This is a genomic window from Flavobacterium johnsoniae, from assembly GCF_001879205.1.
GTDB lineage: Bacteria > Bacteroidota > Bacteroidia > Flavobacteriales > Flavobacteriaceae > Flavobacterium > Flavobacterium johnsoniae_A.
In genome coordinates this window covers 384,838-401,327 of the sequence record NZ_MLFK01000001.1, presented here as the reverse complement: position 1 = coordinate 401,327, position 16,490 = coordinate 384,838, and the positions used below count along the sequence as shown (strand labels likewise).

At 34.5% G+C, this 16,490-nt stretch carries 16 protein-coding genes; 7 read left to right on the top strand and 9 right to left on the bottom strand.

The window, feature by feature from the left end; genetic code table 11:
• Positions 1–98: 98 nt before the first annotated feature.
• The 3 genes from BKM63_RS01895 to BKM63_RS01885 all read left to right on the top strand — a co-directional run bounded on the left by BKM63_RS01895 (position 99) and on the right by BKM63_RS01885 (position 3,938).
• Positions 99–1,283, top strand: coding sequence for a hypothetical protein (locus tag BKM63_RS01895; protein WP_071634976.1), 1,185 nt, complete (start codon positions 99–101; stop codon positions 1,281–1,283).
• A gap of 107 nt (positions 1,284–1,390) precedes the next feature.
• Positions 1,391–2,485 (top strand): porin, encoded by a 1,095-nt coding sequence (locus tag BKM63_RS01890; protein WP_242661080.1) that lies wholly within the window; start codon positions 1,391–1,393, stop codon positions 2,483–2,485.
• Positions 2,486–2,507: 22 nt separating this feature from the next.
• On the top strand, positions 2,508–3,938 hold the full coding sequence (locus tag BKM63_RS01885; protein WP_071634974.1) for an anion permease: 1,431 nt from the start codon (positions 2,508–2,510) through the stop codon (positions 3,936–3,938).
• Here the strand turns inward: BKM63_RS01885 and BKM63_RS01880 are convergent.
• On the bottom strand, positions 3,935–4,246 hold the full coding sequence (locus BKM63_RS01880; protein WP_242661079.1) for a GNAT family N-acetyltransferase: 312 nt from the start codon (positions 4,244–4,246) through the stop codon (positions 3,935–3,937). The genes BKM63_RS01885 and BKM63_RS01880 overlap by 4 nt on opposite strands.
• Positions 4,247–4,511: 265 nt before the next feature.
• Between BKM63_RS01880 and BKM63_RS01875 the strand changes: the two genes are divergently transcribed.
• On the top strand, positions 4,512–5,171 hold the full coding sequence (locus BKM63_RS01875) for a YqiA/YcfP family alpha/beta fold hydrolase (RefSeq protein ID WP_071634973.1): 660 nt from the start codon (positions 4,512–4,514) through the stop codon (positions 5,169–5,171).
• A gap of 65 nt (positions 5,172–5,236) precedes the next feature.
• Here the strand turns inward: BKM63_RS01875 and BKM63_RS01870 are convergent, their stop codons facing one another.
• Positions 5,237–5,752: a hypothetical protein gene (locus BKM63_RS01870; protein ID WP_071634972.1), complete on the bottom strand. Its 516-nt coding sequence runs from the start codon at positions 5,750–5,752 to the stop codon at positions 5,237–5,239.
• Between the two features lie 165 nt (positions 5,753–5,917).
• Here BKM63_RS01870 and rpmH point away from each other — a divergent pair, with 165 nt between their 5' ends.
• Both rpmH and carB read left to right on the top strand, forming a co-directional pair.
• Entirely contained in the window at positions 5,918–6,079 is a 162-nt protein-coding gene (gene rpmH / locus BKM63_RS01865; RefSeq protein WP_008464848.1) for a 50S ribosomal protein L34, read from the top strand.
• Positions 6,080–6,224: 145 nt separating this feature from the next.
• Positions 6,225–9,080: a carbamoyl-phosphate synthase large subunit gene (gene carB / locus BKM63_RS01860; RefSeq protein ID WP_071634971.1), complete on the top strand. Its 2,856-nt coding sequence runs from the start codon at positions 6,225–6,227 to the stop codon at positions 9,078–9,080.
• A gap of 74 nt (positions 9,081–9,154) precedes the next feature.
• Here the strand turns inward: carB and yiaA are convergent, their stop codons facing one another.
• From yiaA to BKM63_RS01835, 5 genes are all read right to left on the bottom strand, one after another.
• Positions 9,155–9,553, bottom strand: a complete 399-nt coding sequence (gene yiaA / locus BKM63_RS01855) for an inner membrane protein YiaA (RefSeq protein WP_071634970.1) — start codon at positions 9,551–9,553, stop codon at positions 9,155–9,157.
• 244 nt (positions 9,554–9,797) lie between these two features.
• Positions 9,798–10,334 (bottom strand): DUF4252 domain-containing protein, encoded by a 537-nt coding sequence (locus tag BKM63_RS01850; protein ID WP_071634969.1) that lies wholly within the window; start codon positions 10,332–10,334, stop codon positions 9,798–9,800.
• A gap of 2 nt (positions 10,335–10,336) precedes the next feature.
• Positions 10,337–10,864 (bottom strand): DUF4252 domain-containing protein, encoded by a 528-nt coding sequence (locus tag BKM63_RS01845; RefSeq protein WP_071634968.1) that lies wholly within the window; start codon positions 10,862–10,864, stop codon positions 10,337–10,339.
• Positions 10,865–10,879: 15 nt separating this feature from the next.
• Positions 10,880–11,347, bottom strand: a complete 468-nt coding sequence (locus BKM63_RS01840) for a hypothetical protein (RefSeq protein WP_071635065.1) — start codon at positions 11,345–11,347, stop codon at positions 10,880–10,882.
• The gene (locus BKM63_RS01835) at positions 11,334–11,843 is read right to left on the bottom strand and encodes an RNA polymerase sigma factor (RefSeq protein WP_071634967.1); all 510 of its coding nucleotides are present in this window, start codon (positions 11,841–11,843) and stop codon (positions 11,334–11,336) included. The genes BKM63_RS01840 and BKM63_RS01835 overlap by 14 nt, the downstream gene beginning before the upstream one ends.
• 161 nt (positions 11,844–12,004) lie before the next feature.
• Between BKM63_RS01835 and BKM63_RS01830 the strand changes: the two genes are divergently transcribed.
• Positions 12,005–13,477, top strand: a complete 1,473-nt coding sequence (locus tag BKM63_RS01830) for a S41 family peptidase (RefSeq protein WP_071634966.1) — start codon at positions 12,005–12,007, stop codon at positions 13,475–13,477.
• 52 nt (positions 13,478–13,529) lie between these two features.
• Here BKM63_RS01830 and BKM63_RS01825 read toward each other — a convergent pair whose 3' ends face one another.
• Together BKM63_RS01825 and BKM63_RS01820 are read right to left on the bottom strand one after the other, a co-directional pair.
• Positions 13,530–14,600, bottom strand: coding sequence for a YncE family protein (locus BKM63_RS01825; RefSeq protein ID WP_071634965.1), 1,071 nt, complete (start codon positions 14,598–14,600; stop codon positions 13,530–13,532).
• A 5-nt stretch (positions 14,601–14,605) separates the two neighbouring features.
• Complete coding sequence (locus BKM63_RS01820) at positions 14,606–16,465, bottom strand: TonB-dependent receptor plug domain-containing protein (protein ID WP_071635064.1); 1,860 nt, start codon at positions 16,463–16,465, stop codon at positions 14,606–14,608.
• Between the last annotated feature and the right edge of the window lie 25 nt (positions 16,466–16,490).

Below are 16,490 nucleotides of genomic sequence, written 5' to 3'. Positions count from 1 at the left end.
ACGTTTTTTGTTAATGACAGAAAGTTATGTATTGATGTTAAATTCTTACGTTTTTTTTATACCTTAGTCATCATAATTCTATTAAACTAATTGTTAATATGAAAAAGAGTATTTTATTTTTTGCTGTTTTATTAACGGGTTTATTTAGTTCTTCTGTGTTTTCTCAAACAGATGATGAGCCAGTTGCTTTAGGTCTGCCTGGAGATAATCTTAATTTATATGCGGTTTTGGATATTTTTCAAAAATCGAAAACCTTAGAAGATTTTGAAAAAGCATTAAATGATCCGGAGAATAAGGTTAACAATTTAGATTTAAATAATGATGGAGAAATCGATTATTTAGAAGTAGAAAGTAATAAAGAAGGCAATACACATGTAATTGTGCTTCAGGTTGCTGTAAATAATACCGAAACGCAAGACGTTGCCGTAATTGAAGTAGGCAAAGATAAAAAGAATAATATTCATGTTCAGGCTATTGGAGATGAAGATTTGTACGGTAAGGATTATATTGTCGAACCTTCAGATAAAGTTTCAGGAACACCAAATCCTGGTTATAAAGGAGATGCGACTGTAATTGTAAATAATAATACAACCAATAATTATAATACCACCACAAGTCCAAGCTACATAAGTACAAGTGTGAGTGCATGGCCAGTAGTGTTGTTTTTATTTTCACCAGTATATGTTGTTTATAGATCTCCGTGGCATTGGGGTTATTATCCTCCTTATTGGCGCCCTTGGCGTCCAGTATATTACCATGATTATTGGGGGTACCATGGACATTATTACAGAAGTCCTTATTATAGAAGAACGGCTGTTGTGAGAAATCCAAGGTATTATAACAACTATGTGTCCAGAAGAAATACATCAGTAGTGGTTAGGGATAATCGAGTTAACGGACGCTATAATACTACTTATAATGGAAGAGATTACAAAAGGCCTGCACCGGTTACAAGACCAAGCAGACCCGGAAATACGACCAGACCTGTAACGCGTCCAACAAATCCATCAACAAGGCCGGGAAATACGACCAGACCCGTAACGCGTCCAACAAACCCGTCAACCAGACCAGGAAATACGACAAAACCCGTAACACGTCCAACAAACCCGTCTACAAGACCCGGAAATACAACAAGGCCAGTAACGCCCACTAGTCCGTCTACAAGACCTGCGGTAAGACCTGCACAACCAACAACAAGACCGGCCTCACGCCCGGCGACTTCAAGACCAACGCAGCCAACAGCAACGCCTAGATCTTCAAATGGCGGTTCTAACAGAAGATAGATTGACAGATAGTAATAAAGCTAGTATTAGCTTAAATTTTTATAGAGCGTATGAGTAAAACTTTACACATCATATCAATTTTTGTTTTTTTAGCAATACCGCTTTTTATGAATTCGCAAACTGAAAATACGCAGTCAGCAGCAGTTCCGGAAAGCACTGTTAAATATCCTCAGTTTCAGTTTAAAGGACTTCTGCAAGCTCGTTATTTGGAGAGTTTTGGGGACAATGTTGATGTTTTGGGAGTTCATCATTCTACGGGAGAAGTGACCCAGAGTTCCTTTGATATAAAAAGGATGCGTGTAGGGCTTAATACAAAATTAAGTGAGGCGACAGAAGTTGTAATCCTGGTAAATTTAGCCGATTTTAAATCGGATCCTAAAGGAAAAGTTCTTGAAAACGCTTATGGAAAATATACCTTTAATAGATATCTGGCTTTAACAGGCGGGCAGTTCAGACCTGCTTTTGGTATTGAGGAACTGGTTCCGGTTGATATTATTAAATCATTTGATTTCTCAAATCAGTATTATGAATTTGGAAAAAACGGATGGACGAGTTTTCAAATTGGAGCTTCTGCATCTGGATCTGTTGATATTGGGAAAATTCCGGTAAGTTATGCTGTTTCTGTTTTAAATGGAAATGGAAGAAATCAGGAAATGGATAATGATAACGGAAAACAATATGCAACCAGATTGGTTTTTGGATTGTCAAAATTACACAAAATAGACCTGGGTTTAAATGGCGGAATCGGGAAAAGGTCTAATCAAAAGGTTTTTGCCGTAGGGGTAGATGTTACCAGTGATTTTAAGCTGACGGATAAATTTACTTTTGATCTGCAAATTGAATATAAGCAGGGGACAAATCAAAATCTGTATTTTGCTTTACCGCCGGAAGGCAGAACTGCAAATATTGATGATTATCAAATGCGGGGGATTTACTTTCTGCCTAATTTAAGATATCTGGTCGATTATAAAAAACTCACTTCATTGGAACTGTCCTGCCGATTTGAATCTTTTGATAATAATTTTAAAACAAGCCCAAATTTAAGAAGAACTTATACGCCAATGATAAGTCTTGAATTTGGTAAAGCCTATACAGGGCGCATAGAAATGGGGTTTGAAATAGACCGATACGATAAGAATATTCCGGATACATCTTACTATAATGATGATTTATTCCTGATTCAGCTGCAGCTTCGACTTTAATATAATTTAATTCTTGTTTTTTATGAAAGAAGTAAAAATCCCTCAAACCTTAATTACACTTGCTGTTGGAATTGCGATTTGGTTAATTCCTGCTCCAGATGGTGTCGTTTCTGAAGCCTGGCATTTATTTGCAATATTTGTTGCAACTATTCTGGGAATTATTTTAAAAGCGGCTCCAATGGGAACTATGTGTATGATTGCTATTGCATTAACTGCTTTTACTCAGGTTTTAGCGCCGGGCGATCCGGGAAAGTCAATAACACTGGCATTAAAAGGTTTTGGAGATAAGGTGATCTGGCTTATTGGGATTTCATTTTTCATAGCAAGAGGCTTTATAAAAACGGGGTTAGGAAACAGAATTGCTTTTTTGTTTATTCGAATATTCGGAAAAAGTTCGCTTGGATTGGCCTATGGTTTAGGATTAGCTGATTTGGTTTTAGCACCTGCCGTACCAAGTAATACAGCTCGAGGCGGAGGAATTATTTATCCCATTATGAAATCAATGTCGATGAGTTTTGGCTCAATGCCGGAACAACCCGAAACACATAGAAAATTGGGTTCATACTTAACCCTGAATTGTTACAATATGAACTTAATTGCATCATCAATGTTTCTTACCGGGACGGCGAGTAATCCTATGTGTCAGAAGTTTGCGCTTAATTTAGGGATTAAAATAACCTGGATGTCATGGGCAGCGGCGGCAATTGTTCCTGGTTTATGTGCTTTTTTTGTGATTCCTTTTGTATTGTATAAAATTTATCCTCCGGAGCTCAAAAAAACGGGAGATGCTCCTCAAATTGCTTCTCAAAAACTGAAAGAAATGGGGCCGATTACCCGTAATGAATGGATGATGCTGCTGACCTTTTTTATTTTGTTGTTTCTCTGGATGACAGGTGATTTGTTTTCTATTGATGCCACAACAACAGCATTTATTGGGTTGGTAATCCTGCTATTAACTTCAGTTTTAACCTGGGATGATGTAAAAGCCGAAAAAGGAGCATGGGATACCATTGTGTGGTTCTCGGTTCTGGTAATGATGGCGAGTTCTTTAAATGAATTAGGTTTTATCGGCTGGTTTAGCAATGTTGTAAAAGCGCAAATAGGAGGTTTGAGCTGGCAGATGGCTTTTCCTATTATTATATTGGTGTATTTTTTTAGTCATTATCTTTTTGCGAGTGCAACGGCTCACGTGGCGGCAATGTATGCGGCTCTCTTGGGAGTTGGAGTTTCACTCGGAATTCCAGGTCTGCTTTTGGCTTTTATGCTTGGTTTTGTAGGTTCGATCTACGGAACTTTAACGCATTACGGCCATGGTCCGGCTCCTGTTTTCTTTGGGAGCGGATATGTCGATTTAAAAAGCTGGTGGGTTAAAGGTTTAGTAACCGGACTGATAATGCTTTTTATTTATATGGTAATTGGCGGATTATGGCTGTGGGTTATCGGCGATTTTTAAATCCTGATTCCCGGCGGCAATAAATCTTTGTACTTTGGATTTTTTTTGAAAAATGCAGCGATTTTTGGATGAATGGGTACAACTCTGAATTTTTTCTCTATGCTTAATTCCATAATGTTTTTAAGCAGAGTGTCAATTACAGGTTGGTTTTCAAAGTTTTCCGGAGTGTTGATTTTAGTTAAAAAAATCTTTTTTTCTTGAAAAGAATATTCAACGCTTAATAATCCTTCAGGGACTACGGTTTCAAATTGTCTTGCAAAAGTATTGTCTTTGATTTCCATAGTTTCAGTAGATTCCATATTTGTCATGTTTTTGGGGTGGATAAAAAATATTAGAAAAAGAACGATAAAATGCAGTTAGATACTGTTTTTTTTAAAGATATCTAAAATGATTAATTGGAGTACAAAGGTAATCATTTGATTTTCAATAATGAGTTATTTTTAAGATCGTTTTAATTAAGTCATCATTTTGTAATTTTATTTGTTTTAATATTTAATTATGGTGTAGGATTTGCTGTGCATATTATTAAAAAAAGTAAATTTAGCCTGAAATTAAAACCCGCAATTAAGAGAAATGAGTAAAATTCCAGTATATTTTATGCCCGGTTTGGCGGCAAGTCCGGCAATATTTGAAAGAATCAAATTAGATGAATCTGTTTTTGAAACGTGTCTTTTAGAATGGGAAATTCCACATCCAAAAGAAGCATTGTCAGATTACGCCCTTCGAATTTCTAAGAACATCAAACACGAAAATCCTGTTTTAATTGGAGTTTCCTTCGGAGGAATTTTGGTTCAGGAAATAGCTAAGCATATTCAGGCCCGAAAAGTAATTATTATTTCGAGTGTTAGAAGTAATATTGAATTTCCTAAAAGAATGAAAATAGGAAAGACCACAAAAGCCTATAAATTGATTCCGATGAAGCTTATTTTAAATATAGAAAGTCTGGCGAAATATTCTTTTGGAGAAAAAATCAATAAACGCATTAAATTATATGAGAAGTTTTTAGCTGTCCGCGATCTCAATTATTTGCAATGGGCTGTAGAGTCCGTTATATTATGGGATAGAAATAAAGTAGACGATAATGTAATTCATATTCACGGCGATCAGGACGAAGTTTTTCCTATAAAGTATATCAACAGCTGTATCGTAGTAAAAGGAGGGACTCATATCATGATTCTCAATAAATACAAATGGCTGAATGAGAATCTGCCATCGATTATTTTAGAAAAGTAAATGCCAAAAAAAAATCCCAAACTCTTTTTGAATTTGGGATTTTACTATTGGAATTTTAGAAAAGTTTAAATTTTCTTCATTTGTTCTTTCATCATAGAGATTTGCTCTTTCAGCATTCCTTGTTTGTCTAATTTTTTCGCTTCGGCTAATAAATTAGTCGCTTCTAGTTTTCTTCGGCGTGACATGGCAACTCCTGCAAGGTTTAGTTTTGCTACTGCCAAATCCATATCCATTGATAGTCCAAGCTCGATTGCTTTTTTGAAATGTTTCTCAGCCTGGATTAAATTGGTTTGAGAAAGCATAATCCCGTGAAGGTAATTAAAATATCCTTGTTGTTTTCTTACTAAGGCAGTTTCGGGATTTTTGATATATGCCAGCCATTTTTTAGCACCTTCGAAGTCTTGTTTTCTTAATTTAAGGAAAGCTAATAAGATAAATTCGTTTTTAAAATAAAGAAAAATAGGAATTGCAGACAATAATATAAGGAAGATACCATTTCCGATTTCTTTATCGATAATCTGCCAAACGCCAGCTACTACTAGAAGTCCGGCTAGAATAAGTTTGATAATTTTGTTAAACATAATAGATGTATATTTGTGATTGCAAAGATAGTAAAAGGAATTAAAAATATTTTTATAAAACTACTTGCCAGAAAAAAAAGTCTTTGTATATTTGCACTCGGTTTTAGAATAACGATCTATAAAACCAGAAAAGAGATATTAGATACCATTTAAAGATACAAAGCAATGAGCAAAAGAACATTTCAACCATCGAAAAGAAAAAGAAGAAATAAGCACGGATTTATGGACAGAATGGCTTCTGCGAATGGAAGAAAAGTTCTAGCGCGTAGAAGAGCAAAAGGAAGACATAAATTAACTGTTTCTAGCGAGCCTAGACACAAAAAATAATGTTTCTATAAACATAAATAAGGCGTTACTTTCTTAGTATCGCCTTTTTTTATACCTTGTCGGTAAAAATTTTCTCAACATTCTAGTTTATAGTATACTAAGGATGTTTTTTAAAGTACTTTTATAACTACACAATACATATACAATGCCTAAAGACACATCAATAAAATCAGTTTTAATAATAGGTTCAGGACCTATTGTTATTGGTCAAGCTTGCGAATTCGATTATGCGGGATCTCAATCTGCACGTTCGATTCGTGAAGAAGGAATTGAGGTTATCTTGATAAACTCGAATCCAGCGACGATTATGACCGACCCAACTATGGCCGATCATGTTTATTTGAAACCACTAACTACAAAATCGATTATTGAAATTCTGAAGGAACATCCACAAATTGATGCTGTTTTGCCTACAATGGGAGGACAGACAGCTTTGAACTTGTGTTTGGAGGCTGAAGAAAAAGGAATTTGGCAGGATTTTGGAGTAAGATTAATTGGAGTTGACGTAAACGCAATTAATATTACGGAAGACAGAGAGCAGTTTAAACAGCTTCTTGAAAAAATTAATGTACCAACTGCACCTGCAAAAACAGCTACTTCTTACCTTGAAGGAAAAGAAATTGCACAAGAATTTGGTTTTCCGCTTGTAATTCGCCCTTCGTTTACTCTTGGAGGAACTGGAGCAGCAGTGGTTTACAAAAAAGAAGATTTTGACGAGCTTTTAACCCGCGGACTTGAAGCTTCTCCAATTCATGAAGTTTTGATCGATAAAGCTTTGATGGGATGGAAAGAATACGAGTTGGAACTTTTAAGAGATAAAAATGATAACGTTGTAATTATCTGTTCTATCGAAAACATGGACCCAATGGGAATCCATACAGGAGATTCGATTACAGTTGCGCCTGCAATGACTTTATCTGATACAACTTTCCAAAAACTGAGAGATTACGCCATCTTAATGATGAGAAGTATCGGGAATTTTGCTGGAGGTTGTAATGTACAGTTTGCGGTTTCTCCAGATGAAAAAGAAGATATCGTTGCGATCGAGATCAACCCTCGTGTATCTCGTTCATCTGCCTTAGCATCAAAAGCAACAGGTTATCCAATTGCTAAAATTGCTTCTAAACTGGCTTTAGGATACAATTTAGATGAATTACAAAATCAAATTACAAAATCTACTTCGGCTCTTTTTGAACCAACTTTAGATTATGTAATCGTAAAAATACCACGTTGGAACTTCGATAAATTTGAAGGATCAGACAGAACTTTGGGGCTTCAGATGAAATCTGTAGGTGAGGTTATGGGAATCGGACGTTCTTTCCAGGAAGCACTTCATAAAGCAACTCAGTCTTTAGAAATTAAAAGAAATGGCTTAGGAGCTGACGGAAAAGGATATAAAGATTACGAGCAGATCATCGAAAAGCTTACTTATGCAAGCTGGGACAGAGTTTTCGTAATTTATGATGCAATCGCAATGGGAATTCCGTTGAGCAGAATTCATGAAATTACAAGAATCGATATGTGGTTCTTAAAACAATATGAAGAGCTTTATGTTTTAGAGAAAGAAATTTCAAACTATAAAGTTTCTGATCTTCCAAAAGAATTATTACTTGAAGCAAAACAAAAAGGTTTTGCTGACAGACAATTGGCTCACATGATGAATTGTCTGGAAAGTGAAGTGCATTCTTTACGTATGGAGAAAAACATCAACCGTGTATTTAAACTGGTTGATACTTGTGCGGCAGAGTTTAAAGCTAAGACACCATATTACTACTCTACTTTTGAGGCGGAAATTGAAAAAGCAAACGGCGAACGTTACGTAGATAACGAAAGTATTTTGACTGACAGGAAGAAAGTAATCGTTCTGGGTTCCGGACCAAACAGAATCGGGCAGGGAATTGAGTTTGACTACTCTTGTGTACACGGAGTTTTAGCAGCAAAAGAATGTGGTTACGAAACGATCATGATTAACTGTAATCCTGAAACGGTTTCTACAGATTTTGATACGGCTGACAAATTATACTTTGAACCAGTTTTCTGGGAACATATTTACGACATCATTCAGCATGAAAAGCCGGAAGGTGTAATCGTGCAGCTGGGTGGACAAACAGCTTTGAAATTGGCAGATAAATTATCTAAATACGGTGTGAAAATCATTGGAACTAGTTTTGATGCACTTGACTTAGCCGAAGACAGAGGAAGATTCTCAGATTTATTGACAGAATTACATATTCCTTTCCCAAGATTTGGAATCGCAGAAACGGCAGACGAAGCTTCGACTTTAGCTGACAGTTTGGACTTCCCGCTTTTAATTCGTCCTTCTTATGTATTAGGAGGTCAGGGAATGAAAATTGTAATCAATAAAAAAGAATTGGAAGAGCACGTTATCGATTTGTTGAAAACAATTCCAGGAAACAAATTACTTCTGGATCACTATTTAGCCGGAGCAATCGAAGCTGAAGCAGATGCTATTTGTGATGCTGATGGAAATGTTTACATCATAGGAATTATGGAACATATTGAACCTTGTGGTGTTCACTCTGGAGATAGTAACGCAACATTGCCTCCTTTTAACTTAGGAGAATTTGTAATGCAGCAAATTAAAGATCATACGCATAAAATTGCAAGAGCTTTAAAAACGGTTGGTTTAATCAATATTCAGTTTGCGATAAAAGATGATACAGTTTACATTATCGAAGCAAATCCAAGAGCTTCAAGAACGGTTCCGTTCATTGCAAAAGCTTACGGAGAACCTTACGTAAACTACGCTACAAAAGTAATGTTAGGTCATAATAAAGTAACTGACTTTGATTTCAACCCACAATTAAAAGGGTACGCAATCAAACAGCCGGTTTTCTCTTTCAGCAAGTTCCCGAATGTAAACAAAGCGTTAGGGCCAGAAATGAAATCGACAGGAGAAAGCATCTTGTTTATTGATGATTTAAAAGATGATCAATTCTACGAATTGTACTCTAGAAGAAAAATGTATTTGAGTAAATAATCTCAGATTCTGATATAAATAAAAAAGCTCCAATGTAGATTGGAGCTTTTTTGGTTTTGGTTAGTTTTTATTAGTTATTCACTTTGACTAAAGTTCATATTATCTCTGGTATTTTTTTGTACTGAAATTGCACCAAATAACGCTAGTAAAAATGCGAAAGCATAAAAACCTTTTTCACTTGGAAGAATAGTAGCATTCCATAATCCAACAACTAAAAGAACGATTGACAGCAAGGTTCCAAACCAACAGATTCCGTAATAAATATCGGTTACCGGAAGTTTTTCAAGCCGGTCTCTAACGCTTTTTTGTAAAGAAACAACAGCAAAAAGTCCGAACATTAAAACGGTGAAATAATATCCTTTTTCGTTCAACAGCATTTCGGCTCTGGCAAGTCCAACAATAAATCCAATTGTTCCGGCTGCAAGGGCAACCCATGATGCTGCGATAAAGGCATTAGATGTTTTTTGTATCATAATTAATTAGGTTAATTTAAATTTTGAGATGTAAGTTTTTGGTTGGTTTAAATCTCATTTTGTAAATGTAATTAAATTCGATTAAGATCAAAATAAAAATTACAAAGTAAAATCTTCTTAATATGTTGTATTGGTTTAATGTTCTTTGTATGCCGTTGAAAATAATGTATTAAGGATAAGTTTAAAATAAAAAAAGCTCCAATTATGGAGCTTTGATCATTTATAAAGTAAGTGTAAGAATTTGTTATTTAATTAACTGCTGCAATGGTTTTAATTGTTCCATATCAATTTTTGATTCTTTTAAAACAGACATAAGTGTCATGATATTATTCGGATTCATATTGTTTCCTAAAACACGAACAACTGCAAAGCCATTTTCTTTTCTGTTAGCAAAAACTATAAATTCTGTAATGTTTTCGTCTGTTCCAACATAGCTTATTGATGCACCGTCTTTACCAGAACCAAATTTCATTAATTCCTGATATTTCGGGTTTTTTAAAATTGCTGTAACTTTTTTACGTTCTGTTTCAAACTGAGCCTGATTTTTATCATTGGCTTTAAAGGCCAAGATATTCATTTTGTTGAATGAATTTACTGCATCTTTTTGTTCTGCAGATAGTTTCGTTTTTTCTAAATTTAAAATACTGGGCGAAACGTCAAGTGCGATGAAATCCTTATTGTCGGTATTCTCGACAAAATATTTTTGCAGTGAAGGTTCAGAATTACAACTTACAAAAGTTAGTACTGCTAAAATGGCTGTGGTGATAACATTAATTTTCATAATTATTTTTTGCTTTTAGAAGCTTTTTTTAAGTCAGAACCACCTGGCAACTGCATTTTATCTGTTAGCACTGAGATTTCGTTTAAATCAAAATTACCTGTAAGAGATAATAAAACAGTCTCGTCATTTTTAGCGCCGTCAACAAACATTAGCAATTCTTTAATTTGTGTGTCTGTAGCTCCTGATCTTACCATTATTTTGACATTTTTACCGCTGTCATTCACTCGCATTAATTCTTCTAAACCGGCAGTTTTGATGTATTTATCTGCAGAAGCTTTCATGTCGGCTTCAACTTTAGGGTTTTTTGTTGTAAACACTTTTAAGTAGTCTAATTTTTTAATCAGATTGATGTATTGCTGCGTTTCTTTATCAGAAGCATCAACTTTTACTTTACTCATTAAATCAAACATTTTTTTGTTTACAATTACTGCTGTTACATCGTCCTGACCGTCAAATTTGTCAAAAGCGCTTTGTGCATAAAAAGCTTGTGTAACGAATGCGAAAACTAGAGTTATGATGAAATTTTTCATTTGATTGGATTTTAATTACTGTTTAAAAATTTTGTTTTTTGATTGTTCATATTCTTTAATGTATTGTACACTTTCAATACCTACATTAACATTGTTTGACAATAAGGCCAAAGCTTTCTGCGTTGCTGCCAGTGCTTCTTCCGGATCGTCATAGGTTCCTAATTCTGACTGCGCTACAGCCGGGGCTGCACTTTTTTCGCTTGCAAAATAATAGGTTCCAATTCCAAGTAAAACAACCACCGAAGCTGCGATTGACAACCACGCTGCATTTCGTTTCTTTTTCCTAGGCTCTGAGAACGAAAGTTCCTGCGTCGATTTTTGTTGTTTTACCTGAGAGAAATAACCAAAAAATGGTTTGTACTGCTCCAAATGCTGCGCAACATCTGACGAAGAAAAATATTCTTTTAATTGGTTTTCTTCGGCAATAGTAGTTTCTCCCTGAAAGTATTTTTCTAATATATTTTCTATTTTATCTAATTCCATAACTGTGTGCATTTATCATTGATTCTCTTATCTTTTTTCTTGCTCTCGAAAGTGCTACCCGAATTGCGGTTTCATTCATATTTACGATTTTCGCAATTTCTTCAAATTCGTATTGTTCTACATCCCGCAGCTGAATTAATAATTGAAGTTGCTCCGGCAGCTGGCTTATAATTTTTTCAACCCATTCAAGACTATTTGAATCTTCCAGTTTTTTGTCTAATTGAGGCTCACGATCTGTAAAATTATTATGTACAATCTGCAGATTTCCGGCTCTTTTAGATTTTAACTGATCCAGGCAATAATTTTTTGTCATGGTCATTGCCAGTGCTTCTACATTATTATACTCGTCCAGATTCTCTTTTTTATTCCATAATTTTACCATTACCTCCTGAGTGGCGTCTTCGGCCTCTTCGGTACTGGTAAGCAATCGTTTTGCCAGACGAAAAACTTTGTCTTTAAAAGGATTTACTAATTCTATAAACACATTCTGGTTCATAAATTAAAAGGTTATTCGTTAGCTTATATAGTCAAGACGAGGCACAATTATTTTTGTTACAGGAATTTTGTAAATTTTTTTTAATTAAAAATAATAATTGTTAAAACTAAAGGTAGTATTTTTACGTTAATACTATACCACTTACACCGAAACCTAATTTTATGAAACCAATTTTAAAAAGTCTTATTGTGCTTTTTCTTCTTGCGTTTGCTTTGCAATCGTGCGAAGATGAAGATGATGTGGCGGCTCCCGCACAATTGCAGGTCAATGATTTTATATGGAAAGGCCTGAATGAACTTTATTTGTGGCAGGGTGATGTTCCTAATTTAGCAGATGATCGTTTTAGCACACAAGCAGCATTAAATTCTTATTTAGCAGGATATTCAAGACCTGAGGATTTGTTTCAGGATTTATTAAACAAGCCGGTAAGCAAATATCCGAGTAATCCAATCGATCGTTTTAGCTGGATAGTAAGCGATTATACTGTTTTAGAACAAGAATTAGGTGGTATTACAAAGAATAATGGAGTAGATTTCAGGCTTACACAAGTTTCCGAAGGGTCTAATGAATTAGTAGGCTTTGTTCGTTATATTATTCCTAATTCTGATGCTTCGACTAAAGAGATAAAAAGAGGCGATTTATTTACCAGCGTAAACGGGACAAAACTTACAGTTTCAAATTATCAGTCATTGTTAAGTTCTGACAGCTATACTTTACAGTTTGCGGATGTCAGTGGTTCTTCATTCGTTTTAAATGGAAAATCAGTTTCTTTAACTAAAACAATTTTAGAGGAGAATCCTATTTTGATAAGCAAAGTAATTCAGTCAGGAGGACATAAAATAGGATACTTAATGTATAATGGCTTTTATGCAGAGTATGATGGAAGATTGAATCAGGCTTTTGGAGATTTAAAAGCACAAGCTGCAACTGACCTGGTTTTGGATTTAAGATATAACGGAGGAGGATCTGTTCGCTCTTCTACTCGTTTGGCAAGTATGATTACCGGACAATTTGAAGGAAAGATATTTTCGAAAAGACAATACAATTTTAAGCAAATGGCAGGAATGAATGCCGATGATTTAGAAACTTTAAATGAGCGATTTGTAAAAGATATTGACGGCACGGCATTGAATGGCTTAAATTTATCTACAGTCTATATCTTAACAACTGCAAGTACTGCATCAGCAAGTGAATTAATCATAAACGGACTAAAACCGTATATTAATGTTGTTCAAATTGGACAAACAACTACTGGTAAAAATGTGGGTTCGTTAACGATTTATGATTCACCAACTTTTGTTTCAAAAAGAGGAATAAATCCAAATCATAAATATGCCATGCAGCCCTTAGTGTTTAAGATTACTAATGCTGCAGATTTTGGCGATTATACAGGTGGTTTGGTTCCTACCTATGTAAAGACGGATTCGTATAGAAATTATGGTGTTTTAGGAGATCCTTCGGAGCCATTATTGAACTTAGCCATCTCTAAAATTACCGGAGTTGCAGCTAAGAAAACACAGGATGACGGTGTAGATTTACCTTATGTAAGTGATTCTAAAAAAATAAACGGATTGCGAAACGAAATGTATTTAGACGGTGCTCCAAAAGAGTTTGTAAAAACGATATTAAAATAAAAAAATGGCTTTCAGAAATGAAAGCCATTTTTTTATACACTTCAAAAAAGAATTAGTTGTTAAAGTAAAAGCCGTTTGGAGATACTCCAACATTTAGAGTTTTGCTAAGCGTACCTGTTAAAGAGTAGATATATGCATATCCCGGATCTGTATAATTTACAGCATCACCAATATAAATATTATTGTTTTTTACTGCAAAGCCATAAAGAATCTTAACTTCTGATGCTTTAAATAAGGGAGTTGTTGGTAATGATGCAGCGCTTGTAGCAGCAGTATAGATATTATTTCCAACAGTATAATAAAATTTACTGTCATTAATATCTAAAAATCCTGGATGAGTTAAATCTGCGAAGTTTAATGTTGCTGTAACTGTATTAGTGCTTAAATCAACTTTTACTAATTTACCGGCAGTTTCTGGCGCAGCATATGACGGTCTTCCTGCACACAAAATATATAAAGCACCATTGTCTTTTACTAATGAAGTTGGAACATCTCCTACAGCAAAGTTTGCTGCCACAGTATTAGTAGCGGCATTTATTACCGTTAATGAGTTTCCTTGGCCGTAACCGCCTTTTTGGGCTATATAAAGTTTACCGTTATTTTCTACAATTTTTTCCGGACCTTCAATTACAGGAATTGAAGAAGTAACTGTATTTGAAGCAAGATCGATTACAGCAACATAATCATCTGCTGCATTATAAGGATCTCCCCAGTTCGTAACATATCCTTTTCCGTTTGCAAAGGCAATATATCGCGGATATTTTAAACCAGTTGTAATTGTAGCGATACTTTTAAATGTGTATCTGTTCACTACTTCAATTTTATTAGATGCGTTTACAACTACATAAGCATTGTCTCCTTGAAAACCAATATTTTGTGCAGTATCTCCAGTTACTTTTCCAGGATTAACCAATGAGAATATATTGTTTTCAAGAGTTAAATTATCTGATAAATAAGAAACAGACCCATTAGGAGTTTCAAATTTACCTTCATTTAAAATGAATAATCCGCCTTTGTAGTTTCCGCTGGCTTCTTCTTGGTTATTGTCATCATCATTGCTGCAGGAAGCAAAAAACGCCGAGCTTACAATGACTGCTAAAAATAGTCTATTAAATTTTTTCATGATTTTTAAAAATTAAGGTTTATGTATATAGTATAATTTCTTCCCGGCATTTGTCTGCTAATTACGGGCTGATAATTTTCATTCCACAGATTTAAAACTTGAAATCCAATTTTGTAACTGTTTTTTGTTCCAAAATCATAATCTGCTCCAAGATTTCCAACATTATAATCTTTTACTCTTGTTGCCGGATTATTAAAAGGAGTACTGTAAACTTCTCCATTATATAAATACTGAAAATAAGAGGATATTTTTTTCCAGTTATATGTCACGGATCCTGTTAATTTATGATAAGGAACATAAATTAGTTGTTTGTAAATCAATTCATTTTTAATTGATTGTTTGCTCTCTGAAACTGTATAGGCATAAGTGCCGTTTACTGTAAAATTATGTGCTCCAATTTTAGGTTTCCATTCTAAAAGAACTTCGGCTCCATAAGCTCTGACTTTATCTGTATTTTCAGGTGACCAAATATCTCCGCTTCCTTCTGTTGGAACCCAGCGAAGCAAGTCCTTGATAGAATTGTAATAAGCAGTTATAGATAGAGAAAAGTTTTTTCTAAAGAATTCATTGCCAATTTCAGCCTGATACGATGTTTCAGGTTTTAGATTAGGGTTTCCGCTTCCTTCCCAAAATAAATCATTGTAAGTTGGCATTCTGAAATTCTTTGAAGCATTAAGTTTTATACGGTAAAAGTCAGTAAATTGATATCTTGTACCAAATGAAAAAAGAAAAGGATTACCGTAATTATCTGTTATTTCCTGACGAATACTGGCATTGTAATCCCATTTTTCGGTAAGTAAATGATGCAGTAATAAACTGGCAGAACCCACTTCTCTTTTGACGTTATCAATACTCGAACCGTAGCCTTTATTTCTGCTGTAATCTACAATTGAATTTAATTTAATTTTATCATTTACATCAAAAGCCAAATCATATTTAATAATAGAAGTTTCGACTTTGCCATAAGTAAATGTTTTAGAATTAATATTAGGGAAATATTTATAAGATTCGCCAATATGCGCCACTCTTAGCTTTGAAGTAAAACGATTAAAAAGGCTTTCCCATTCTAATAAATTACGGGTATTAAAATCGTTGTACTTTGTTTTTAATGCGTTTGGAGAAGTTAGAGAAAAATGGCGTTCTGAATCATAAAACTGACTGTAAGCTTTTATAATATTATTAGCATTGAATTTATAACCAAAAGTCGTATTCATACTCGTGTTATAATATTCGCCATTTGTATTTCTTTCATCAGAATTGCCGGGATATTTAAAATCATTCTCAGAACTATTTCTTGAAATGCTGACCTGTAAACTATATTTCTCAGATGAAACTATAGTACGATAATTTGCGCTGTATGTGTCGTAACTTCCTGCACTAAAAAATACATGATTAGAAAATTCATTTTTAAAACGTAGATCGTTATTTAAATGAATGCTTCCGCCAATAGCACTACTTCCGTATAAAACACTTCCGCCTCCTGCTTTTACCGTTATTGAATTGAAATCTCTGGTTCCAATGGTGTTGAAATCGGCTTGACCTAAAAATTGCGAATTAATATTTATTCCGTTCCAAATTACAGCAGTCTGCGCACCGGTTGTTCCTCTAAAAGATGGTGCCGAAGTCATACCAAGACCATTTTCCTTAAAATAAATAACAGTGTTGAAATTTAAAAGAGAGGTTAAAGAAGGCTGGTTTGTATCAATAATAGAATCATTTAATACCTGGATGGACTGAGAACTGGAATATTTCTTAAGATTAGAGTCAGAAACTATAACTTCTTTTAATTTAATAGAATCGCTCTGCGCCAAAATGAATTGGCACAACATCAAAAGAAAAAAGGTAAAACGTATTCTTAAAGTCATAACTTCTCCACTCTTTTTCCCGAGA